The 21,880-nt window shown below is 43.3% G+C and carries 20 protein-coding genes; 12 read left to right on the plus strand and 8 right to left on the minus strand.

Annotated features, from left to right (window positions below; translation table 11 throughout):
* Positions 1 to 402 carry a MarR family winged helix-turn-helix transcriptional regulator gene (locus KP803_RS14220; protein WP_248009506.1) on the minus strand — a complete coding sequence of 134 codons (402 nt, stop codon included), beginning with the start codon at positions 400 to 402 and terminating at the stop codon, positions 1 to 3.
* 144 nt (positions 403 to 546) lie between these two features.
* Between KP803_RS14220 and KP803_RS14225 the strand changes: the two genes are divergently transcribed.
* Positions 547 to 2,148: an MFS transporter gene (locus KP803_RS14225; RefSeq protein WP_248009507.1), complete on the plus strand. Its 1,602-nt coding sequence runs from the start codon at positions 547 to 549 to the stop codon at positions 2,146 to 2,148.
* A 139-nt stretch (positions 2,149 to 2,287) separates the two neighbouring features.
* On the opposite strand, the gene KP803_RS14230 is transcribed toward KP803_RS14225, so the two are convergent.
* Together KP803_RS14230 and KP803_RS14235 are read right to left on the minus strand one after the other, a co-directional pair.
* Positions 2,288 to 2,776, minus strand: a complete 489-nt coding sequence (locus tag KP803_RS14230) for a type II secretion system protein (RefSeq protein WP_248009508.1) — start codon at positions 2,774 to 2,776, stop codon at positions 2,288 to 2,290.
* Positions 2,777 to 2,861: 85 nt separating this feature from the next.
* Complete coding sequence (locus tag KP803_RS14235; protein WP_248009509.1) at positions 2,862 to 4,508, minus strand: hypothetical protein; 1,647 nt, start codon at positions 4,506 to 4,508, stop codon at positions 2,862 to 2,864.
* A 462-nt stretch (positions 4,509 to 4,970) separates the two neighbouring features.
* On the opposite strand from KP803_RS14235, the gene KP803_RS14240 reads away from it, so the two are divergent.
* Entirely contained in the window at positions 4,971 to 5,669 is a 699-nt protein-coding gene (locus tag KP803_RS14240) for a response regulator transcription factor (protein WP_248009510.1), read from the plus strand.
* Positions 5,666 to 7,009 carry a HAMP domain-containing sensor histidine kinase gene (locus tag KP803_RS14245; protein ID WP_248009511.1) on the plus strand — a complete coding sequence of 448 codons (1,344 nt, stop codon included), beginning with the start codon at positions 5,666 to 5,668 and terminating at the stop codon, positions 7,007 to 7,009. Before KP803_RS14240 ends, KP803_RS14245 begins: the two co-directional genes overlap by 4 nt.
* Positions 7,010 to 7,071: 62 nt before the next feature.
* Here the strand turns inward: KP803_RS14245 and KP803_RS14250 are convergent, their stop codons facing one another.
* A complete protein-coding gene (locus KP803_RS14250) occupies positions 7,072 to 8,220 on the minus strand; it encodes an iron-containing alcohol dehydrogenase (protein WP_248009512.1) in 1,149 nt (382 codons plus the stop codon).
* Positions 8,221 to 8,391: 171 nt separating this feature from the next.
* Between KP803_RS14250 and KP803_RS14255 the strand changes: the two genes are divergently transcribed.
* The 3 genes from KP803_RS14255 to KP803_RS14265 all read left to right on the plus strand — a co-directional run bounded on the left by KP803_RS14255 (position 8,392) and on the right by KP803_RS14265 (position 11,936).
* Positions 8,392 to 9,255 carry an AraC family transcriptional regulator gene (locus KP803_RS14255; protein ID WP_248009513.1) on the plus strand — a complete coding sequence of 288 codons (864 nt, stop codon included), beginning with the start codon at positions 8,392 to 8,394 and terminating at the stop codon, positions 9,253 to 9,255.
* 245 nt (positions 9,256 to 9,500) lie between these two features.
* Complete coding sequence (locus KP803_RS14260; protein WP_248009514.1) at positions 9,501 to 11,456, plus strand: alkyl/aryl-sulfatase; 1,956 nt, start codon at positions 9,501 to 9,503, stop codon at positions 11,454 to 11,456.
* Between the two features lie 9 nt (positions 11,457 to 11,465).
* Positions 11,466 to 11,936 (plus strand): hypothetical protein, encoded by a 471-nt coding sequence (locus tag KP803_RS14265; protein WP_248009515.1) that lies wholly within the window; start codon positions 11,466 to 11,468, stop codon positions 11,934 to 11,936.
* Between the two features lie 100 nt (positions 11,937 to 12,036).
* Here the strand turns inward: KP803_RS14265 and KP803_RS14270 are convergent, their stop codons facing one another.
* Positions 12,037 to 12,951 carry a LysR family transcriptional regulator gene (locus KP803_RS14270; RefSeq protein WP_248009516.1) on the minus strand — a complete coding sequence of 305 codons (915 nt, stop codon included), beginning with the start codon at positions 12,949 to 12,951 and terminating at the stop codon, positions 12,037 to 12,039.
* A 151-nt stretch (positions 12,952 to 13,102) separates the two neighbouring features.
* On the opposite strand from KP803_RS14270, the gene KP803_RS14275 reads away from it, so the two are divergent.
* Together KP803_RS14275 and KP803_RS14280 are read left to right on the plus strand one after the other, a co-directional pair.
* Complete coding sequence (locus KP803_RS14275; RefSeq protein WP_248009517.1) at positions 13,103 to 14,914, plus strand: alkyl sulfatase dimerization domain-containing protein; 1,812 nt, start codon at positions 13,103 to 13,105, stop codon at positions 14,912 to 14,914.
* 80 nt (positions 14,915 to 14,994) lie between these two features.
* Complete coding sequence (locus KP803_RS14280; RefSeq protein WP_248009518.1) at positions 14,995 to 15,438, plus strand: hypothetical protein; 444 nt, start codon at positions 14,995 to 14,997, stop codon at positions 15,436 to 15,438.
* 50 nt (positions 15,439 to 15,488) lie between these two features.
* Here the strand turns inward: KP803_RS14280 and KP803_RS14285 are convergent, their stop codons facing one another.
* Complete coding sequence (locus KP803_RS14285; protein ID WP_248009519.1) at positions 15,489 to 16,403, minus strand: LysR family transcriptional regulator; 915 nt, start codon at positions 16,401 to 16,403, stop codon at positions 15,489 to 15,491.
* A 102-nt stretch (positions 16,404 to 16,505) separates the two neighbouring features.
* Between KP803_RS14285 and KP803_RS14290 the strand changes: the two genes are divergently transcribed.
* From KP803_RS14290 to KP803_RS14305, 4 genes are all read left to right on the plus strand, one after another.
* Positions 16,506 to 17,960, plus strand: a complete 1,455-nt coding sequence (locus KP803_RS14290) for a sulfatase-like hydrolase/transferase (protein ID WP_248009520.1) — start codon at positions 16,506 to 16,508, stop codon at positions 17,958 to 17,960.
* Between the two features lie 95 nt (positions 17,961 to 18,055).
* On the plus strand, positions 18,056 to 19,255 hold the full coding sequence (locus tag KP803_RS14295) for an anaerobic sulfatase maturase (RefSeq protein WP_248009521.1): 1,200 nt from the start codon (positions 18,056 to 18,058) through the stop codon (positions 19,253 to 19,255).
* Between the two features lie 102 nt (positions 19,256 to 19,357).
* The gene (locus KP803_RS14300; RefSeq protein ID WP_248009522.1) at positions 19,358 to 19,918 is read left to right on the plus strand and encodes a dihydrofolate reductase family protein; all 561 of its coding nucleotides are present in this window, start codon (positions 19,358 to 19,360) and stop codon (positions 19,916 to 19,918) included.
* 225 nt (positions 19,919 to 20,143) lie between these two features.
* The gene (locus KP803_RS14305) at positions 20,144 to 20,473 is read left to right on the plus strand and encodes a hypothetical protein (RefSeq protein WP_248009523.1); all 330 of its coding nucleotides are present in this window, start codon (positions 20,144 to 20,146) and stop codon (positions 20,471 to 20,473) included.
* 132 nt (positions 20,474 to 20,605) lie between these two features.
* Here the strand turns inward: KP803_RS14305 and hpf are convergent, their stop codons facing one another.
* Positions 20,606 to 20,962, minus strand: a complete 357-nt coding sequence (hpf, locus tag KP803_RS14310; RefSeq protein ID WP_248009524.1) for a ribosome hibernation-promoting factor, HPF/YfiA family — start codon at positions 20,960 to 20,962, stop codon at positions 20,606 to 20,608.
* A 297-nt stretch (positions 20,963 to 21,259) separates the two neighbouring features.
* A complete protein-coding gene (locus tag KP803_RS14315; protein ID WP_248009525.1) occupies positions 21,260 to 21,868 on the minus strand; it encodes a bifunctional 4-hydroxy-2-oxoglutarate aldolase/2-dehydro-3-deoxy-phosphogluconate aldolase in 609 nt (202 codons plus the stop codon).
* Between the last annotated feature and the right edge of the window lie 12 nt (positions 21,869 to 21,880).

Consider the following 21,880-nt stretch of genomic DNA (forward strand, 5'->3'; position numbering starts at 1 on the left):
TTAATCAATCAACTTCTTAAACAGCAAATCAAGCATCTCACCGTACTCTTTATTATGTCCTTCAACATAGTCAATTTTCTTATGAGAGGTATCAACAACCTCTGCAACAATCGCATCGGCTTTATCCGTCGTTGATATCATCATTTTGTTTCGATTCGACTCGATGCTGTGCTCAATCAACAGCTCTTCTTCCACCAGTTTTCGGACTAACGGATTTACTCGACTTGATTGTAAAGACATCGCTTTGGCTAGGTCATACTGCGAGCACCCGTCTTTTTCTCTGCCTACATGCAAAAGAATAAAGAACTCTAACGTCGACATCTTTTTAGGGTAAGCCTCTTGTATCAACTTTTTGAACTCCATTGATACGCGATAGATTTTATAAAAGTTTATGACATCCACTTAATTATTCTCATAGAAACAAACAGTTAGTGTGACCGCTAAATATTATAGCTATTGATTGAATAGTCACGTTCCCTATTCTACCCAGTAAATTGAGTTAAATACTTCAACTTTAAACAATTAACGCATTATCAGGTGGAATTAATGACAGAAGTGAGAAAACCAGTAATCACGCATCGAGCAGGCTTTTCTAAGTGGCTCAGCCTCGTCGTACTTATCTTAGCTCAGCTTGGCACACTTCTAGACCTATCAACCATGCAAGTATCTGTAGAAGCATTGACCACTAGTCTCGGCGCCACCATGCCCGAGATCCAATTTGCCAACGCAACCTATGCGATGCTCGCCGCCTCTCTTATGATTGTGGGTGGGTTTACAGGGCTTATTATTGGCTGGAGAAAGCAATTCAAAATTGGTCTCGTTCTCGCCATTTCAGGCTCTGTTTTTGCTGCGTTTTCTCCCAACATGGTTACCTTTATTCTCGCCGGTCGAGGGTTAACAGCAATTGGGGCCTGCCTGCTTATTCCATCGGTGCTGGCGCACATTCCGGCTCTCTACCAAGGAAAAGATCGAGGCTTAGCGTTTGCAGTGATAGCAGCATGTTTGGGGGTTTTAGCCGCTGTTGCACCTATTGTTCAAGGCGTTATTGTTGATGTCGTCGGGTTATCTGCGGCTTACCTTATTGTTGCGAGTTACTTTGCCTTAGTTCTGGTATCAACGCGTTTTCTCGATCCGTTACCTTTATCCAAACAAAAGGTGAAAGTTGATATTGTTGGCATATTACTCAGCGGTACAGCCCTGCTGAGTATTATCATCAGTCTGCTCATGATATCGACTTGGGGTATTGTCCAACCTTTAAGTGGCGTTCAGGTATTTGGCTACTCACCGGTTCTCCCCCTCATTACTATTGGCCTAATACTGCTCAAGCTATTCTTTTCATGGGAAACGAGCTTTGAGCGCAAACACGGCTCAGCCTTAGTGCCTAAGAGTTTCATTCAAAACAAAACCGTGTTGTCAGGTTTCTACATGATGCTGGCATCAAACCTACTCACAGGGTCTGTCGCCTTTTTAGTTATCATTTATCTGCAATTGGCGCTAGGTCTCAGCGCGGCACAATCAGGAATGGTTTTCTCCGTGATTGCCATAGGCCTTATCATTGGCTCTATCATCACACCGAAATTTATGTCTCTACTGTCCCAAAAGCGCTTTAGTCAACTTATCTACGTTTTATTAGCGGTGGGGATTGTCGCTTTAAGCATGGGGGCAAGTGTCGATTCATTCTCATTTATCGCTTATTTTGGCTTACTGTGTATTGGCCTAACTGCTGGATTCTTAATGAGTTTTGCACCCGTCATCGTTACGGGTTCATTAAGCGAGAGCGAAGCCCAGCAATCGGGTGGCGCTCAAGCGACCGCAAAGAACCTAGGTGGCGCATTAGGCATTGCTATCTCAGGCTCAGTGCTTCTTTTTTCGTTAACAGGTAACGTACAATCTGAGGTTGAACATCAATCTCAAATAACAAGTGCCACGCAAGCGTTGATCACGGAACAGATTTCTATTCCTTTTGTAGCTAGCGACCAAAGTATTGAAATGATGGAGCAGGCGAATATCTCTGGTAAGGAAATAGTCTCGCTTTTAGATATCTATGCACAAGCAAAACTTGAGTCGTTTCGTACCGCTTTATATATGATCATTTTACTATCCATCATAGGGCTTTGGATGACGCGCCACATACCAAATAAGGCGTAACTCTCGTGCAGATCAGTCACTTCAATGCTGTCTCTTATTAGAATACTGCAACTGTGGAAAGCACAAAGCCCCACGTTTAACTCTTTCTCGTTAAGCGTGGGGCTCATTAATCAGTGATGCTTCATGAAGGCGTAAGCGATCAACACATCTTCGTATTGGTGTCGATAACGAGCTTACCCTCTTCATGTTTGCGTTGAACCGCTCGAACAAAGCACGACGGTAATGTCCCTGAGCTTTTATACGATTGGTAATCTTCACTGTGCATAACGTAAACGCCATGAAGAATCGCCGTATCCTCATTGCCAATTTGATTAAAGAGCTTGTAATTAACAACTTGCAGGTTTGTCTTTAATGCTCGCTCTAAGTTATTGGCTCTCATTACAATATTCCCGTTCCAAACCTTTACCTCACCGATTTGGGTTCGTCCCTCATCCTTACCTTCAAGTATTGCCTCACCCAATACAGAAGCGTTGGCGCTAATGACAGCTTGCCCAGTATTGAGAATGATGGCCTCTTTCGCTCCGTCTCTTACATTAAAGTAACTCGGAATTGCAGCGGCAGACAAAAGCCCAACAACCGCAATCACGATCACCATCTCAAACAGTGAGAATCCTTGTTTTCGCTTCATAATCCTTCCAAACATAAGCTCACGCAAATACAGACCTAACCGTTCAACCTAATAGAGAGGCCTGTAATAATGACAACCAACCGTTCTACTTTGTCAGGCTAATAACTTGATCGTTGAACTTGATTTTCTCGAAGTTCATCAGCTCATCAATTCCCGTGCTTGGACAGTTCACTGAGTCCGAGTACTTTTGATGAAAAATCGTACAGTTAGAGAAGTCTTCCGAAACGATGTAGGTATCAACGCCATCTTTACCATCGACAACATTATTCTGACTATTTCCCTCAATGGTGTTGTCTTGGTCATTGGCGGTTAAATTCATCGCCACATCCCCAATTATTTTCGCATTCACCAACCAACGAGATTTAAAAGTATACGGTTCCATCGGTGGATGAGTACTCTTCGACATGTGGAACGTTGGAGTTAAACCACCTTGAGGAAAACGGTTGTTGTAATAGGTTTCAACGCCAGCTGAATCGATATGAGCTGTATATTGAAGGTAATCATGGAACATGTTTTCAATCCAAAATGCCGCTTCAAAGTCGTCATTACGCATATCACTGCGAGTTAAGGCCTGATAGCTATCTAAGCCCGATGACGTGTGTTCCCACATTCCCATGTACGCTTCAAACGCAGCCGCTAAATATTCATGAGAATAACTCGGGCCAATCTCTGGATCGATATCGTCTGAAAGCCAATCGTTCCAGCTTGATTGCGTGGGTTGCCAGACAGAGTCTTGCCCTGCTGCATGTCGGTTATAAAGATCAAGAGCACGTTGCTGAAATTGATCCTGAAATGTTTTGAATTTTGGGTTAGGGGCTATACCTTGCGCTTGAACTAAGTGAAGGATCTCTTCAAAACCGGCATCACGATCCGCATGCTTTCCTAAGTCTTCACAGTAGTTCGCAAAGTTACTCATATAGTGACAATCGCCCTCAACCGTTAACTCTCTAAACATTAACGACTGGCTATGAACAAGCCAATCTTGACTGTTCGCACTGGTTTGAACGCCCACTAAGATTTCTTCGATCACCGCTTCAAACTGATCAGGGTATGTATTATCAAAGGCTTCTGATGACTGTAAAAATCTTGCCACTGTCGAGGTATCTAATTCATGACTATTAGGCTGATTTGCATCAATAACCCATTGTTGCAACTGACCTTGGCGGTACGCTTCTGTAATAAAAAGCTTTGTCAGCATCTCTTCATTCGCATCATCATTAGCAGTAAGCATTAACGTCGCATGGCGACTAGCCATCAACTCAGCGATAGAAGACTTATCAACTCCGTAGGTCGATTCTGGAAGATTCGTGAGAAAATGCTGCATGATATTTGCGGCGCGCTGAGTCTTTTGCTTAACAATCTCTCGAGCAGCATCTCGTTCTTTGTCTGTCGAATATAATGTTTCGTCAAAGTACGCGATTATGTGGATTGTGTCGTTACTACTATTTGTACGCACACTCTGCTGAGAAGCCGTATTTATCGACACTGGAATATACATATTAAAGCCTGCGTCTTTTGCAAGGCTTAAGGCTTGTGGAAGCGTATCTGAGATCTTACCAGGAACAACCGTTTGATTAGAATAGGTTTGCCCTGTCGTTGACCCACCCGTTGTACCTCCAGTAGATGTACCACCAGACGTAGTACCACCGGTAGTCGCACTGTTATTATCCGAACCGCAGCCAGAAAGTGCGCCCCCTAGTAATGCCAAAAATATAAATTGTTTTTTAAACATGCCCTACCCCGTATAAGCACTGCGTACCAACTATGAATACCGCTGTACTCAACATAAAACCCAGCACGATCGATATTCCATAAAATGAATGCTGCGCACGCTTCCTTATCGTTCTCGCTGCGCTGGCCATATTAATGTCAACAGTCTCGAAGTCTAGGTGTACAAAAGACAATACATTGACTGCGTCAATAGTTTGTAAGGCAACCGAAGTGGCGTAATTTGTCACATTTATTCATAAGCGATCTTATCTGCAAATTAAATGCTCAAAATTTAACTTTCTGTCCTCTTTAGGGCGACAATAAACAAAATGACATATTGTTAATGAACGCTTTGTAAGCAGATGTAAGCATTGGCTGTAATGAAATAAATACTCCCATTTCAGGATAATTTTCCCACCATTATTGTCGGCGCAATCGATTTCAATATAATGCGACGCAAAATACATCAGCAGAGTGAATGGATATGAGCGGTAACGTTTTATTAGTAGAAGATGACGATGCAATTGCCCAACTAACAAAAATGTACCTAGAAGCAGAAGGCTACCAAGTCTCTGTTATTAGCGATGGGTCACAGGCATTGGATATGATCAAGCGCACTCAACCAGATCTAATTATTCTAGACCTTATGCTTCCTGGTAAGTCAGGCGTTGATATTTGTCGTGAAACGAGAGAGTTCTATCAAGGTATGATCATCATTCTCACCGCTTCTGAAGATGAAATGAGTGAAGTTTCGCTTCTAAAGCTAGGCGCTGATGATTACATGACAAAACCTATCCGTGGTCATATTTTAGTCGCCAGAATTGAAGCACTTCTTCGCCGCTATCATTTCGGTAATCACTCTCAACCAACGAGCGTATTTAATGATGCTTACGGTATCGTTATTAATGGCGAGAACCACACCGCCTATTATCAACAAAAGCCTCTTGAGCTCACTCAATCTGAGTTTGAAATTCTCCAAGTATTAATTGAGCATGCTGGAACAACAGTATCTAGAGAGCACTGCTGTCAAGTGGCTCGAGGGATAGAATACTGCTCAAATAACCGTTCTATTGATATGCGAGTTTCCAGCCTACGCAAAAAATTGATTCAAGCGGAAGTGTTCAGTGCCGCCATTAAAACGGTAAGAAACCAAGGCTATAAGCTAGTAGGTAGTCAAGCATGAAAATAAAAACAAAACCAAAGTCGATGTTCAAGTGCTTATACTTGGAAAGCTTAACTGGTATGGTGCTAACCTTTATTGTTTTTATTCATCTCACTGCCGGTTATGTTCGCCAAGGTGATAAAGAAACCTTTGTTGATACTGCTACGGTTCATTTACAAAACTACATCAATAGCCAGTACGAATCGGATGGTTTATACACGCGGCTTAATGATCATACAGAGCTTTCATTCTATGACTATAAGCTGCAAGTCATTGAGAAAGATATAAATATAGCGAGTTACTGCCTAGATTGTGAGGCATTCACAGAGCACAAAGGGAGAACCATTTACATCAATGGCGACGATCTTTTCGCAATTGCACTACCTATTCCAAACTCACCTCAATTTCTACTGTTTACAGAGACAGAAGATCCGATCACGATTTCAACGCCATGGTATGAAGATAGAGACAACCATTTCTTCTTAATGCTTTTTGTTACCATGAGCTTAGCATTGGCATTACTGCTCTATTTACCATTATGCCGAGTCAATAAGCGAGTAAATAAGTTACTAAAAGTACAAGAAGCTTTCGGTCAAGGGGATCTGAGTATTCGAGCAGAGTCCTATCATATTTCACCAATCAAAGAGATAGCACAGAGCTTCAATGAAATGGCTGAGGATATTGAAACCCGCGTTAAACAATCTCAGATTTTCTCACAAGCCATTCCTCATGAGATTAGAACACCGCTAAGCCGCATTCAAATGGCCAGTGACTTGCTGCGCCGGCCTGATACCATCAACAAAGAGATGCTGCATGATAATATCGATAATTATATTGAAGATATCTCTCTGCTCACGGCCGATATCATCCAACTCTCAAGGTTAAGAAATAAACGCTGTGTACAAAGTATCCCACACACTGAAGAAGTACCTTTAAAAGAGTTATGTCAAAACCGTATGAAAATGGTGGGTGGCGACCACAATATTGCGTTCAACATTGATCCTGAATTATCTAACAAACATCCCTATGGCGCGGCGTGTTTCGCTAAGTTGATCCTCGATAATCTGATTAAAAATGCGATTAATTACGGAAACGGGCTTGTCGAAGTCTCATTAAATGAGTTCGATGACTGCTGGACAATTGATGTAGAAGATAATGGTTTAGGTATTCCTAGCGAAAAACGCCAAGAAATCTTTTTGGCCTTTGCTCGCTTAGATAAAAGCCGCAATCTTAACAACGGTGGTTTTGGTTTAGGTCTTGCTATTGCCAGTCAGGCCGCTAAAAACCTTGATTGGCCGCTATCAGTTGATGATAGCCACCTTGGCGGTGCAAGGTTTACTATTCTTATTCCAAAGATCTAAGGACACAGCAAAACGCCACGATAAGATCGTGGCGTTTTTATTGATTAACGTCTAAATCAGTCCTACTGAATGGCCGCTTCTAGGATTTGGCGGCTTTCTGTTAGGGTGATGGCTTGATGCTCACCAAGCGCCACCATTCCGTGTGATTCAATCTGACCAACGATTTTGTCAACTGCTTGCTCAGTGGTTAAGCCGTGGTCGGTCAAGGTTGTCGCTACTTCTAGGCTTTGGTAGAAAGCTTCGATCGCATCAACAGTGCGCTCTGCAAGATCATCACCTTTCGCTAAACCAAACACGTTAACACCCATCTGCTCTAGCTTCGCACGTTTCGTTGCCATTTGATTGCGCATTAATGATGGCTGAACAATCGCTAGCGAGCGAGCGTGATCAACACCGAATGCCGCCGTTAATTCATGACCAATCATATGCGTTGCCCAATCTTGCGCTACGCCAACACCAATTAAGCCATTGAGTGCTTGGTTCGCTGACCACATTAGGTTCGCACGCCATTCGTCATTGTCACGGTTTTCAAAATCTTGCCCTAATTTTAGCAAGCTACGAAGCAGTGCTTCAGCGTAACCATCTTGTACATACGCATTATTTGTAGTGGTAATGTACTGCTCACATACGTGAACCCAAGCATCGACCACTCCATTCACAAGCTGGCGCTCTGGGAGGGTTTTCATTACGTCTGGGTCCATCACGGCAAACTTCGGTTGTACGAACGGCGATAGGAAAGCCAGTTTTTCTTGAGTCGTGGCGTTAGTTACAACTGAGCCCATGTTAGATTCTGAGCCCGTTGCAGGAAGCGTTAAGATAGCACCGATAGGCAGAGCTTGAGTGACTTGGTGCTTACCAGATGGAATGTCCCAGCCTTCACCATCATACAGCGCTGACGCTGCCACATATTTAGAGCCATCGATAACACTGCCGCCACCTACTGCAAGGATATAATCCACGTTTTCACTGCGAACCAATTCAACCGCTTTATCCAATGTTTCTCTCGTCGGGTTTGGCTCAACACCTGAAAATTCAACCCAATTATGATTCTCTAATGCCGATGTTACTTGATCATAAACACCATTACGTTTGATAGAGCCGCCACCATAAATGACCAGCACTTTGCTGTCTGGTGCGATTTGCCCGCTGATTCCAACGATTTGGTTTTGTCCGAATAAGATTTGAGTAGGATTCACGTAGTTGAATTTCATGGTTATTCCTTAGTTTTATTCACGTAGAGCATAGATTACATTGCATAATACTCCAGATTAGGTTAATAAAAAGGACAGATAGTCTAGTTTTATTGCCTATTTCTGCTTATAAGTATAACTCTAGGCTCTCTCGCTATACATTCAATTCTTTTCTAATTAAGGATGTTGACTATGAAATCACTTGCCAAATCGATGCAAGAGTATGCTATTTCAAACGATCTAAGGTCAAGGGAGGGGGTGTTCCAAACCAAATTAGATGGGGTCAGTTTTTATTACGCACCAACATCAAGCCCTCGCAGACCCTTGTTGTATCAATCTGGCATCATCATTATGGGTCAAGGCAGTAAACGGATTCATTTCGCGGAAAATGCGGTGAGCTATGGCGTAGGTGATTATTTAGTGATTGGCGTGCCTTTGCCGCTAGAGTGCGAGGCGTTCAACGATAACGATGAACCTCTTCTCAGCTTATGTGTAGATGTCGATCTTCCTTTACTCAACAAACTGGTCGATCAACTTAATGTTACGATTCCAAAAACGTCCGCTCGCGGCTTACAAAAAGCTCAGGTAACGGATGAACTGTCAGACGCCTGCATCCGGCTTCTTACCTGCTTACAAGACGAGGCAGAAACCAAAATTCTAGGCCCTGATTTGGTTAAAGAGATCGTCTACCGTGTTTTGATTGGCCCACAAGGAAATACGCTGATGGGGCTGGTTTCTCAAGACAGCCACTATGCCCGCATCGCCAAAGTTTTAAATCGATTACATGGCAACTTTTCATCGCCAGTTAACGTTGATGAATTAGCTCAAGACGCCAATATGAGTGTCTCTGCTTTTCACCGCGCCTTTAAAGAAGTGACCTGTGAATCCCCGATGCAATACGTAAAAAAAGTGCGCTTAGACAAGGCCAAAGAGCTCATCACCATTGAAGGTAAGCGCGCCAGTGAAGCCGCAAACCTTGTGGGTTACAGCAGTCAGTCTCAGTTTTTTAGAGAGTTTAAGCGCCATTTCCAGCTTTCACCTTCACAAATGACGTAGCCAACTTTACCAATATAGTCTCCAACATTAGCAATATAGTTACCAACCATAGCGCCAATATAGGAAGGCTCGTCATTCGGCCTTTCTTAATTCTCCCTTCCAATATTAACGTTTACTCTAGTAACCACCAGCTTCATTGTGAGCCACGACTTAAAAATAAAAACGTCGTAATATTTCTCAGAAAATTAACAAGTTATCTTCTACGCTTTATGTACGCATTGATGTTCATAAAGAGGGAACGAACTATGAAACGAGTCACCATTCCGCTATTAGCAATGGTCATATCAACCTGCGGCATTGCAGCCGAATCAAAGCCTGCCACGCAGGCAACGATTGACACCAACCAAGCACTGTATAAAACCCTTCCATTCAAAGACACCAAAGACTTTGAACGTGCTCAAAAAGGCTTCATTGCAAAACAAGATGTCGTCACGATAACCAACGATCAAGGAAATGTGGTTTGGGATCTCGAAGAGTACAAAAAATTCATCACACTTGACGCAAAAGCCCCAGACAGCGTTAACCCGAGCTTATGGCGTAACGCACAGTTAAACGTTATTAATGGCTTATTCAAAGTCACCGATGGAATCTACCAAGTTCGAGGGTATGACTTAACCAATATTACCTTCGTTGAAGGTGAGAATGGTTGGATTGTCTTTGATCCATTAATTTCACAAGAAACAGCCAAAGCCGCACTCGAATTCATCAATTCAGAACTCGGTGAACGCCCCGTTACCGCGGTTATTTACAGTCACAGCCACATTGATCACTTCGGTGGTGTTCGAGGAATTGTCGATGAAGCGGATGTAAACGCTGGCAAAGTACAAATCATCGCATCACACGGTTTTACGGAGCATGCGGTGTCTGAAAATGTCATCGCCGGTAATGCTATGGGACGACGAGCGATCTATATGTATGGTGCACTACTGCCACGTAATGCTCAAGGCGGTGTTAATGGGGGATTAGGCCAAACAACCTCAACCGGCCTTGCAACACTCATACGCCCGACTCTGATTATTGAAAAGACGGGTGAAGAACACGTTGTTGATGGCATTAAAATGGTGTTCCAATACACACCGGGATCTGAGGCACCAACGGAAATTAACACTTGGATTCCAGAGAAAAAAGCATTGTGGATGGCCGAGAATAGTACCAATACCATGCACAATATTTTGACCCTTCGCGGAGCACAGGTTCGTGACGCGTTGAAATGGTCATACTACCTGAACGAAACAATTGAAACTTGGGGTGATGAAGTCGAAGTTAAATTTCAAAGTCATCACTGGCCAATGTGGGGGCAAGAAGAGATTGTTGATTACTTCAAGCTTCAACGTGACATGTACAAATATACCCACGATCAAACGGTTCGTTTGATGAACCAAGGCTATATCGGTGAGGAAATTTCAGAGATCATTCAATTCCCAGATGAAATTGAGAATAACTGGAGTACTCGTGGTTATTACGGAACGCTTAGACACAACAGTCGAGCGGTGTATCAGCGCTACATGGGTTGGTATAGCGGTAATCCATCGGATCTCAACAACCTGCCACCAACCAATGCAGCGGTGAAATACGTTGAGTACATGGGTGGGGAAAGAGCCGTCATTGAAAAAGCAACACAAGACTTCGATAACGGGAAATATCGCTGGGTCGCTGAAGTGCTCAAACACGTGGTCTTCGCGAACCCTCAAAGTAAAAAAGGTAAGGCATTGTTAGCTGATACCTATGAGCAGCTTGGTTATCAAGCGGAGTCTGGCCCTTGGCGCTCCGTCTATTTACAAGGTGCCTATGAGCTAAGAAATGGTACACCATCCGCTGGTGGGACAAATACCGCATCACCTGACATCATTAAAAATATGCCACCAGAGATGCTATTTGATTACCTAGCAGTTCGATTACTACCAGAGAAAGCGGCAGGCAAGGACTACACCATCAATATCGACTTCACGGATCTTGATGAGCAATACACCTTGTACATCGAAAACTCAGTGCTGAACCATACAAGGATGATCAATGATGATCCAGATGTATCTCTCACTTTAACCAAAGCAACACTTGATGACGTACAACTGGGTGTAACGACCCTTGAGAAAGCTATATCTAGTGGAGATATCAAGCTCAAAGGCGATAAGAAAGTGTTCAGAGACTTTGTCGGCATGCTCGATACCTTCAATTTCTGGTTCAACATCGTGACACCATAGGACGGCACTATGAAGCCAAAACACTCATTGATGTTATTGAGTTTGGCAACTGTGATAGGAATAAGCACGCCAATCCAAGCTTGTTCCTATGATGGGCAATTCAATAACCCTTTTACCGAGAGCTTTCCTGGCTCGCTTGATATCGCAATGGCGACTCAAGAAGCTCTTGAACACAATCACTTACAACAAATTGAAACACTAGAAGGAAAACAAGGGTTAAAACGAGCCAGTTGGTGGTTGACCGTGATGGCAAAAAACCAAAAGGTTGACCTTGAATCTGTCACGTACATTTACCTAGTGGATAGCCACCTATGGACGAAAGTCACCAATGGGAACCGCATTGAGGTTCACGCTACTCCTTCATCTGCAACGCCTTCCTCGGTGATGTTGCTTAGCGAAGCGGCGCTGCAAGCGTTAGTGCAAGACAAGGTGGATTTACAAACCGCTGTAGATTTGGGGGTGGTCCAGTTTTCTAGTTAAATAAATTCCCGCGTCGAATACGAAAAAAGCCCTAATACGTTTAAGTCTTAGGGCTTTTTATTTGTCTAGGCAAACTATGTTGTGGGTAAAGCGTCCCGATTTATAGCTCGTCAATTATCGTTTTAATCAGCGTAAACAGGTATTCATGGTAAGGGTCGTGCCTTAATCGCTGATGAGCGTAAATTCGCACTTCTTCACTTGGAGGCTCAATACTTTCAGGGGCTTCAATTGAACTGAGCTGCGGGAATAGATTCTCTGAAAGCAAAGCTGAACACGGTAATATTGCATCACTTTCCGCCGTCACTTGTACCACTGAACTGAACACCTCTGAGCGATAGTTCATCTGTATAGGTACATCCCTATCTGCAAGTAGTCGACTGACTAGCGTTGTCTGCTCATTCCAACCTTTTACTATGGCCGTCACCCAAGGATATTTTGCTAAATCACCCACAGACGTTGTTTTTCCAACCAAAGGGTGGTCATTTCTCACTAACAATTGGAAGCGGTCCACCGTTAATGGATGACTCAGGATCTCTTTAGGAACGTCCAACGGATAATAGTTAACCGCGAAATGCAGTTCCCCTTTAATCAATTTGCTCACCGTTGACGAGCCCCAACTCTCCACTTCCAATTGAATATCAGGCGCAATAGTTTGCAACTTTAAATGCAGTTTTGCAGGCAATGTTAAGGCCAAAAACGAGTTCATCGCAATACGTAATCGACCCGATTTTTTCGAAATATCAAACTCTTCCAACGAGTCAATTCCATGGGATAACTGATTCAAAGACTCTGGAATGATCAACGCTAAACGAGCCGCCATAGACGTTGGCGTAAGCCCGTCTCGAGTCTTAATAAAAAGAGGATCGTCAAAATGGTCTCTCAATCTCGCTAACGATCGACTCACGGATGGCTGGGCTAGATGCAAACGTTCAGCGGCTCTGCCGGTGTGCAGCTCCTCTGATAGCACTTTAAATACTCTCAGTAGGTTTAAATCCAATTGATGAAATGGTCGCACGTGTCTTCCTCCAAACGTTAAGCCTTTTTGATTATAACCTACACGTCATAATCAAAATAGATATTGGTAATTAGTTTGTTATTAACAATTTAGATAATCTGAATCACGTTAAGCAACACCTCTGATTTCCCGACACCTTATAGGTCTTATTATGATTAAAAAGTCTGTAGTTACCGCTGCGGTTTTATTACCACTATCAGCTTTCGTCTCGGCCATGCCTGACTTGGAAAAACGTCATTATCATGATGTTGAATATTCAGCGGGTAACAGCCCTTATCAAGTAAAGCGTTATGCACCTGAATACTTTGTTAATCACGCGAACCACTTTGAAGAAGCACTGTATCAACACCCAAGTGCCCCTATCTGGACCATTGTTGCCGAAAATGCGTTTGCATCAATTCACGTCATCGACGCACCTGAAGGTCTTATTGTTATTGATACAGGCTTAAACGAAACTCAAATGAAGCCCGTTGCGGAGCAAATCAAAAAGCTCAGTGATAAACCAATCAAAGCGGTGGTTTATACCCATGCACACGCCGACCATACTGGTGGTGTAGGTGCTTTCATCACTCCAGAACAAGTTGAAAGCGGCGAAGTAGATGTCATTGCTGACGGTAACTTCTTAAGTGCGTTTGTCTCAGAAAACTCGGCGACAGGCCCTTTGATGTTCCAGCGCGCAATGATGATGTACGGCGCGGTATTACAGCCTGAAGATCGTGAGCAGTTCACGACTGGCTGTTGCGGTCACCTTACTACAGGGCCAACCTCATTTATTGCCCCAACACGCACCGTTAATGGTAATGAAACTATTAATGTTGCTGGGCTGGAGATTCAATTTTCTCACTCGGGCGGAGAGAACTCAGGCCATATGATTGCCTACATCCCTCAATACAAAACCGTATTTACTGGTGATGAGCTACAAGGCCCAGCGGCGCCTCAACTGCACTCACCTCGCGGCACCAAGTTCCGAGACACCGATGCATGGGTAAACGCCATTGATAACATTCGCTCATTTAATCCTGAACACATGCTGCCTGGTCACGGAAAACCAGAGTACGGCAAAGAAAACGTCGACAAAATCTTAGTGACTTATCGTGACGCGATGCAGTTCCAACACGACCAAGCAGTCCGTCTTATCAACCAAGGTAAAGGCCCTGACGATCTTGCTAATGAAATCGTTATTCCTGACTACCTAACACTCGACCCATTCACCATCCAAACGTACGGCAACGTGAAGACCAATGTGCGTTCTTTCTACACCGGTTACGTTTCTTGGTGGGATGGTAACCCAGCAAACCTTGATCCTCTTCCTAAAGCGGAAGAGGCTCAGAAATTAATTGAAGCAATGGGTGGTCGTGATGCTGTCATTCAACTGGCAGAACAAGCGCTAGAGAACGGCGAAATCAAGTGGTCGGTAACACTATCAGACAAACTGGTTCGTACTGATAACGATGATGTGCAGTCACGTCAACTCAAGGCAGCCGGTTTACGTAGCCTTGGTTATGCAAGCATTAACTCGTCTAACCGCGGTTTTTACTTAGCAGGAGCAGATGAGCTTGATGGCGTTCTGAATATGCAGCTGGTTAACCAAATGGCCAAAGGTATGCTCGCCAATCCAAATATGATTGCTGGATTTTCGACTTCCACGCTACTAGAGGGCTTGCGTTACAAAGTACTACCTGAAGCGGTTGGTGGTACAGAAACAAGCTACCAAATTCACTTCTCCGATACAGATGAGATCTACACCGTTATCCTGCGCAATGGCATTGTTGAAATCGTAGAAGGCAAACAGGGTAAAGACGTTGTCGTCACCACGACACGCCCTCAGTTTGATCAACTGTTTACTGGTGCAGAATCTCAGCTTAACCAAGTCGCAGAAGTAAAAGGCAGCGATGCTGACATTGAGAAATTTGGCCAAGCCTTTGATTTCAACATCTACCCTATCTCGATTGCGATTCAATAATCTGACCTATCAATCATGAAGAGAGTTCAAGGAGTACATCGCGTGCTCCTCTTCTTTGATTCTAATTAAGAGGTAACACTATGACCCCATCAATTTGGCGACTCTTTGTTTCACTTTCAGCCTTTGTATTGCTTCCTATTTCAACCGCACAAGCTTGCGCGTTTCATATGGCTGAGCAAGACAATTTGATGTCATTTCAAACGGCCAATTATCAACACACACTCGCCTTAACCATAGAAACCAATCGCGCCCTAAAAAATGGATTGATCGAACCACTCGCGAAGCCACTCCGTGGCGAAGCAGGGTTTCGACAAATCTCTTGGTGGCTGCATCTTCTCGCTCAAGAGCTGTCGCTTAATGAACTACCCACAAGTCAGGTCGTGATTATCGATGTGCCGCTCTGGAGTGACTACCAGCAAGGCCGTTCGAGAATGGCTGAGATAGACACGCCTATGCCCAGTAGCAGCGAGCCTATCATAGCGCTGACTCAAGCAACGCTTTATTCGCTCGTTTCTAAAAAATAGAATTGGTTCAAGCGATAGAACAAGGGCTAGTACGCGTGAATTAATGACATTCAAATTTCATTCATGATGCCTTTACCAATATCCACAATCGTGTCTTTCATCCAACAGTAAAAAAGGTCGTTAGTTAACCCTCGACTCCAAGACAATACGACGGGCATTAACTTTAGCATTGGTAGCTCTCTACTTTGAAAGTAGCGACTATCATCAATTTCATTAATAAATTTACTAGGGCCAATCAAAAATGCCTCTGTATGCTTCAATGTCTCTAAGGCTAACCAGAGTGTCGCTTCATCTAGCAGCACTTGGTTATTCTTCACGAGGTGACTATAGGTAGCATCATGTTTATGAGAACCCCTTATTTTCACTATCGGATAGTTTTCAATCAGATTTTCTACTTTCTCGCCGCTAAACAAACGATGTTCTTTATTAGCGATCAGCGAACTAGGTAACTCTCCAATCTGCTCACTTTCGTAATCATCGTGCCTCTCTGGCAACGTACCTAACGCAAAGTTGATCTCACCGGTGATGAGCTTATTTATGTTTTCCTGATTCCAGCTTTTGCACGTCAAAGTGACGTTGGGGGCTTCTTGGGAAACTCGTTTTACAATTTTAGTCATCCAATGAGGACTACCATAATCAGAAAGCATGATGGTGACACTTTGATTGACTTCGGCAAGATTCAAGGTATCAGGCGCAATCAAATCTCGAAACTGTTCACATAAGCCCGCTACCTTTTCGTGGATGCTTTTTGCTTTTTGAGTCAGTACCAATTGATTGCCCACTCTAACAAGCAGTGGGTCGTCAAACATCTCTCTCAATTTCGCCAACTGCTTACTTACCGCTGGTTGGGTAATAAACAGCAACTCGGCACTTTTGGTAATGTGCTTCTGTTCAAGAAGAACAAGCAACGTTTTCAATAAGTTGAAATCAAGCTCTCTCAGAGCGGTTAACTCATCATTCCTCAAGGTTATACCCCCAATAAAAATAAATCACTTCAAATTATAGCAAACTAAACTATATTTCCTAGTATAGAAAGAGCAAGCAAGAACCAACCGCAGGAGTTAATCATGCAAAAGAAAACCATACTCGCAACCGCACTAGCAGGGGCGATGCTACCGTCGATTTCAGTTGCCTCACAAGATCAGCCTAACGTTGTCGTTATGATGGTCGATAATTTGGGCTTTGGTGAATTACAGTCTTACGGAAGTACTCGCGGAGTTGCAACGCCAAACTTGGATCAGTTAGCAGAAGAAGGAATCCGGTTAACCAACTTCAATGTAGAACCTCAATGTACACCCACACGTTCCGCGTTCATGACGGGGAGACGCCCACTAAGAACAGCGACAACAGAAGTCGTCTGGGGAATGGAATATGGCATGGTGAACTGGGAAGTTACCATGGCAAATAAATTCAAAGAGCAAGGTTACAATACAGCAATGTATGGCAAGTGGCACTTAGGTGATACTGAAGGCCGTACTCCGTTAGACCAAGGGTTTGATGACTTTTTTGGCGTATTAAATACCTCAGATGAATCCGTTTATTCTTCGCAATTACACTTTGACAAAGAAGATGGCAACATCCCCCAAATTCAAGACACTATCGATGGAAAGATCAAAGATGTTAAAGACTTTGACCTTGAGACACGACGTACCATTGATGGAGAAATCACTGACCGAGCCATTAAATACATCAATGCTCAGTTAGAATCTGGAAGCCCATTCTTTACGTTTGTCTCATTTACGCAGCCACATCTACCAACACTCCCCCACCCTGACTTTATAGGAGTAACAGGAAAAGGAGATTATGCAGACGTTCTTCATGAGATCGATTATCGAGCAGGTCAGGTGATTGATACCATCACAGAAGCAGGCGCTCGCGAAGATACGTTAATTATTTGGCTATCGGATAACGGGCCAGAGTGGCACTACCCTCACCATGGTACGGCTGCTCCATGGCGTGGAAGCTACTTCACGGCTTTAGAAGGTTCAATTCGAGTGCCATTTATTGCGTCTATGCCTGGCACAATCAAAGAGAACAACGTAAGTAGCGAGATTGTACATGTAGCGGATGTCATGCCTAGCCTTGGAGAGTTGGTTGGTTATGAGATGCCAACCGATCGCCACATTGATGGTATTAGTCAGTGGAAATTCTTAAAGGGAGAGATAGAACAGTCAAACCGTGACGGTTTTTACATCAGCAATGGCCAGATTATTCAGGCTTATAAATGGAATGATTGGAAACTACACTTCTACGATCAAGACATCATGCCTGAAGCACCTAAAAAGCGGCAGATCCCGGCAATCTATGACCTATCGAGTGACCCACAAGAGATGTATGACTTACGCGCCGATGGGGTACGTATTCTACCGCCAGTGATCAAGCGAGTAGTAGAGGCTAAACAAAACCTGGCACAAAGTTGCGACACAATTCCTTTCCCAGCTCCAAAAGGATACGTACCCGACTGTAAAGGCGCTGATTTTAGTAACTACGTGCCAGATGGGTATCGTAAGGCTGAAAAATAATCACTTGTAGCGTTCAATGGTTCTTATGAATCGATAATCAAAACATTCTAACCTTAGGCAGGGCTTACTCCCTGCCTAACAACTGGGGCAATAGTATGGAAGTTTCTAAATCAGTTCATGTGATGAGTAAACCCACTGGTTCAGTGTGCAATTTAGATTGCGATTACTGTTTTTATTTAGAAAAAGATAAGCTTTACCCAGATCGAAACAGCAATTGGAAGATGTCAGACGCCACTCTTGAGGTATACATAAAACAGCATATTGAAGCTCAATATACCCAGCACGTCACCTTTGCTTGGCAAGGTGGGGAGCCACTGATGATGGGCATTGAATTTTTCCAAAAGGCACTGCTGTTGCAACAAGTGTACGCCAATGGAAAATCAATAGAGAACACACTACAAACCAACGGCTTATTGCTTAATGATGAGTGGTGCAAACTTTTTAAAGAGCACCATTTTTTAATCGGTATCTCCGTTGATGGACCAGAACATCTGCACGACAAATACCGTACCAATCGTTCAGGAAAAGGCTCATATCAAAAAGTAAAACAAGCTATTCAATTATTACAAACACACCAAGTGGAATTTAATACTTTAACCGTCGTTGGTCGCCATAATGTGGATCATGGGCTAGAGGTCTATCAGCACCTTAAATCACTAGGAAGTCATTATCACCAGTACATTCCATTAGTAGAAAGGTCAGCAACCAAGCCTACTGTTCAAGGCATTTATCTAGTAAGCCCTGAACATGAAATACAAGCACAGGTCACCGAGTGGAGTGTGGACTCACTAAAATTTGGACAGTTCCTATCTGAGATCTTTGAATACTGGGTAAAGCACGATGTTGGCAGCGTCTTTGTCCCTTATTTTGAAAATACTCTGGCAGGCTGGTCTAATGAAAAAGGCTCAATGTGTACATTAGCGCCTCGCTGTGGCAGTGCGTTCGCACTGGAATCCAATGGCGATGTTTATAATTGTGACCATTACGTTTATCCCGAATTTAAACTGGGGAATATTCATAGCAAATCTATTGGGGAAATGAACTTTAGCCAGCAAAACTATCAGTTTGGAATCAAGAAAAAAGACATCAACTCAAAATGCTCTAACTGCAAATATCTGAAGCTTTGCAATGGCGGTTGCCCTAAGCAACGCTTTATTCCAAGAATAGGAGAAAGTGCTCACAACTACCTGTGTGAAGGTTATGAATATTTTTTCTCTCATAGTGAAGTAAAAATGAAACAGATGCGTGATTTATGGGTATCGGGAAAATCGCCTATCGAAATAATGCACATTTAAACGACGTTTTCGATAAGTGATAAGCGTCACTACCCATCACCTATTTCAATTAGTAACGCGATCACGTATCGTCGAGCCACAATTGTGTAGGAGGCTCTTTGTATGAAATGTTCTGTATTTATCGCAACAAGCTTTGATGGATTTATCGCAACTAAAGATGGTGGCGTTGATTGGTTACACTCTTGTGGCAACCAAGTCGCAGAGATGGGTGATCACGCTGATATGGGCTTTTTCAACTACATGGCATCCATTGATTGCATGATCATGGGCCGAAAATGCATGGAAAAAATCGCCAGCATGAACCTGACTGATGAGCAGTGGCCTTATGGTGATACGCGTATTATCGTCCTCAGCAATACACTCTCTGAAGCGCCTGACAACATGAAAAGCCGAGTTGAGATGTACCAAGGCGATATTAAAGCGTTAGTTAACAAGTTAGAGTCTGAAGGTTTTTCTCACGCTTATATTGACGGCGGAACCACCATCCAAGCGTTCTTACAGCTAGAACTCATCAATGAACTGATCATCACTCGTGCACCACTCATTCTTGGCCAAGGTATTCCCCTATTTGGGCCAACAAGCCGCCCAATTAAGCTAGAACAAGCAAGTGCTAAAGCCTTCCCAAATGATTTTATTCAAGTCCGTTACAAGGTCAGTTACTAAGAGTTTTGTGAAGCAATTTCAGGCGTACTTCGGCGTTATTTCAATAAGATGAAACTGGAGAAACGGTTTCATCTTTCAATGAACCGTTTGATATGTACTTGGTTTTGCATTGTTAAAACACATCATTTGGTTCTTATTTGAGCGAAAACAATTCTACGCTAATAGTTATAGGGCATAAAAAAGATAGACCGATAACGCAAAATGCTATCAAAAGGATATCTCACGATGAAAATGAAATTCGACCGACTCAAGTTGCTGATCAATCAGCTCACGGAAACGGAAGTCTCTTCCCCCGAAACACAGGCTGTTCGCATCTATGCTTATGGCCTTTCTTATGAACTGAGTAAGGCCAAAGACGCCTCCGATCTTGATAGTAATACCTTCGAGTACATCTATCAGAGTATGCCGCTAAAAATGATAGAAAGTGCTCAAGGGCAACTTCTTCAATCTGGCCAATACTACCTAGCAGAAAAATGGCAGAAGCTTATTTCACACCTCAACCTTCGCCACCAGCGTCTTGTTGATGCTCAATGTAAGTCTCGTTTAGGTCTGTAGACGTTGCTTTATCAAACCGAGCCAACGGCACAGGCTTTACTCAAATAACTCTCACTAAACCCATCTACAGAGTAAAAAACCAAAAAAGCCAGCAATCAATGCTGGCTCTTTTGGTTTAGGAATCCTATTTATTTAAACAAGCTTCATCTCTTGAATGATGTCTGATGCAATTTCAGGCTTCGTGCTCGTTGGCTTTTCATGAAGGTCTGATTTAAGCTGTCCCTTACGGTTACGTAGACCTGCTTCTAGTTTTTTCAGCGCTGCTGCAATGGCTGGGTACATGACATCGTTAGTTGATTTCGCTGATACACGCGCACCTTCATAGTTTGTGAAAATCTCTACTTGGTGTTGACCGTGCTCTTTAGTGATGATGATGTCGCTGCTAATCAGTTGTGGAAAATGAGAGGCTACCTTGTCGAACTTACTTTCGATTTCTTTACGAGAGTCGTCATTGATTGATACATGATGTGTTTGAACATTTACTTTCATATAATTCTACCTTTCCAATCACTGTGTCACTTAAACGTAGCAAACTAACGGTACTCTCACCAAGTGTAATTTCGTACTTGTGTGATTTACATCAGTGTTATCAATAATAATTATCCTTGCCCCTTGAAAAGCCAGATTTAGACCAAATTTAAGGCCTCGTAAGATAACTTATCTCTCTATCTACTTCTCTTCACACTTTATCCTAACCCATTGAAAATAAAAAAGACCTGAGAAATCCACTTCCTCAAGCCTTTATGTTTCGTTCAATAATTCAGCTAGTTAACTAGTTCTATTTAACTATACCTCACTAACCAGTTTAGCAAGCGCATCCCAGTCACCCGCATCAATTAGGGCATTCGGCACCATCCAAGTACCGCCACATGCCAATACAGATGGCAGTGCAAGGTAATCATTAACGTTACTTGGGCTTACACCACCTGTCGGCATAAATTCAACTGGATAAACCGCAGAGAGCGCCTTAAGCATCGCAATGCCGCCTGACGGTTCAGCAGGGAAGAACTTCAGTGTTTTTAAGCCCAGCTCCATCGCTTGTTCAACCAGGCTTGGGTTATTCACACCAGGTACAATCGGCATGTTCTTTTCTTGGCAATACTTAACCGTCGTTGGGTTTAGGCCAGGGCTCACGACAAAATCAACACCCGCTTCAATAGCCGCATCCACTTGAGAGGCATTAAGTACAGTGCCAGCGCCAATCAACATCTCAGGGTAAGCTTCACGCATAAGACGAATAGACTCAGCCGCCGCGTCGGTTCTGAATGTCACTTCTGCACACGGCAAACCATTTTCAACTAATACTTTTGCTAGCGGAACCGCTTTTTCTGCATCGCTAATAGCAATAACAGGTACAATTTTTATCTCTTTTAGACGTTGTTCAACTGTTTTCATTTTTAAAATACC

Origin of the sequence: Vibrio amylolyticus (assembly GCF_023145695.1) — a bacterium.
Lineage (GTDB): Bacteria > Pseudomonadota > Gammaproteobacteria > Enterobacterales > Vibrionaceae > Vibrio > Vibrio amylolyticus.

Excerpts from the sequence above, each read along its gene's own strand:
- KP803_RS14235 (WP_248009509.1), bottom strand. The coding sequence starts at position 4,508 with ATGTTTAAAAAACAATTTATATTTTTGGCATTACTAGGGGGCGCACTT.
- KP803_RS14225 (WP_248009507.1), top strand. The coding sequence starts at position 547 with ATGACAGAAGTGAGAAAACCAGTAATCACGCATCGAGCAGGCTTTTCT.
- KP803_RS14295 (WP_248009521.1), top strand. The coding sequence starts at position 18,056 with ATGGAAGTTTCTAAATCAGTTCATGTGATGAGTAAACCCACTGGTTCA.
- KP803_RS14300 (WP_248009522.1), top strand. The coding sequence starts at position 19,358 with ATGAAATGTTCTGTATTTATCGCAACAAGCTTTGATGGATTTATCGCA.
- KP803_RS14230 (WP_248009508.1), bottom strand. The coding sequence starts at position 2,776 with ATGAAGCGAAAACAAGGATTCTCACTGTTTGAGATGGTGATCGTGATT.
- hpf (WP_248009524.1), bottom strand. The coding sequence starts at position 20,962 with ATGAAAGTAAATGTTCAAACACATCATGTATCAATCAATGACGACTCT.
- KP803_RS14265 (WP_248009515.1), top strand. The coding sequence starts at position 11,466 with ATGAAGCCAAAACACTCATTGATGTTATTGAGTTTGGCAACTGTGATA.
- KP803_RS14275 (WP_248009517.1), top strand. The coding sequence starts at position 13,103 with ATGATTAAAAAGTCTGTAGTTACCGCTGCGGTTTTATTACCACTATCA.
- KP803_RS14315 (WP_248009525.1), bottom strand. The coding sequence starts at position 21,868 with ATGAAAACAGTTGAACAACGTCTAAAAGAGATAAAAATTGTACCTGTT.
- KP803_RS14280 (WP_248009518.1), top strand. The coding sequence starts at position 14,995 with ATGACCCCATCAATTTGGCGACTCTTTGTTTCACTTTCAGCCTTTGTA.
- KP803_RS14255 (WP_248009513.1), top strand. The coding sequence starts at position 8,392 with ATGAAATCACTTGCCAAATCGATGCAAGAGTATGCTATTTCAAACGAT.
- KP803_RS14305 (WP_248009523.1), top strand. The coding sequence starts at position 20,144 with ATGAAAATGAAATTCGACCGACTCAAGTTGCTGATCAATCAGCTCACG.
- KP803_RS14260 (WP_248009514.1), top strand. The coding sequence starts at position 9,501 with ATGAAACGAGTCACCATTCCGCTATTAGCAATGGTCATATCAACCTGC.
- KP803_RS14245 (WP_248009511.1), top strand. The coding sequence starts at position 5,666 with ATGAAAATAAAAACAAAACCAAAGTCGATGTTCAAGTGCTTATACTTG.
- KP803_RS14250 (WP_248009512.1), bottom strand. The coding sequence starts at position 8,220 with ATGAAATTCAACTACGTGAATCCTACTCAAATCTTATTCGGACAAAAC.
- KP803_RS14290 (WP_248009520.1), top strand. The coding sequence starts at position 16,506 with ATGCAAAAGAAAACCATACTCGCAACCGCACTAGCAGGGGCGATGCTA.
- KP803_RS14240 (WP_248009510.1), top strand. The coding sequence starts at position 4,971 with ATGAGCGGTAACGTTTTATTAGTAGAAGATGACGATGCAATTGCCCAA.